The 530-nt window shown below is 31.7% G+C and carries 1 pseudogene; it reads left to right on the forward strand.

Going from position 1 to position 530, the window contains the following annotated elements:
• Positions 1 to 195, forward strand: a pseudogene (locus tag ACFIO3_RS15570) (DUF3987 domain-containing protein); the annotation flags it as partial.
• Positions 196 to 530: the final 335 nt, after the last annotated feature.

Below are 530 nucleotides of genomic sequence, written 5' to 3' on the forward strand. Positions count from 1 at the left end.
TTTACTTTACGTGATATTCATCAAAGAAGTTGGATCGGTTTAACAGATAATAGAGCCGTTAAGCAAGCTTTAGAGCTTTTATGCCGTTGTAACTATATACGTGAAATCTCTGGAGACAAGAGCTCACAAGGCGGTCACCCTACCATACGCTATGAATGGAATCCCTTAGTGACAAGCCATAAGACATCACACTGAGGCAATTTGGAAATCTTATAGAACATTAACAATATAACAGTGAACTCTTCAAAGCACTCCCCATTATGAGTTTTGGGGGGCTTTTTGTACGTATTATTTTATTTTTTTAATTAGAAATAAAAGTTATTATATTTCAATATGTTAATGTTTTAAAGAAACAACCTATATTAAATACAATCCGTAAATACAATCTATAATATATATTTAAAGGAGTTTTGTAGGGGGGGTGGGGGTTTTAAGAACCTACAAAACCTATCTATAAAACCTATCAAATTACTCATTCTGATATTTTAAAGTACATAGTACATTTATTTTGATTAATCCGTGAAATGAAT

This window comes from Bartonella sp. AD328YNZD, from assembly GCF_042196425.1.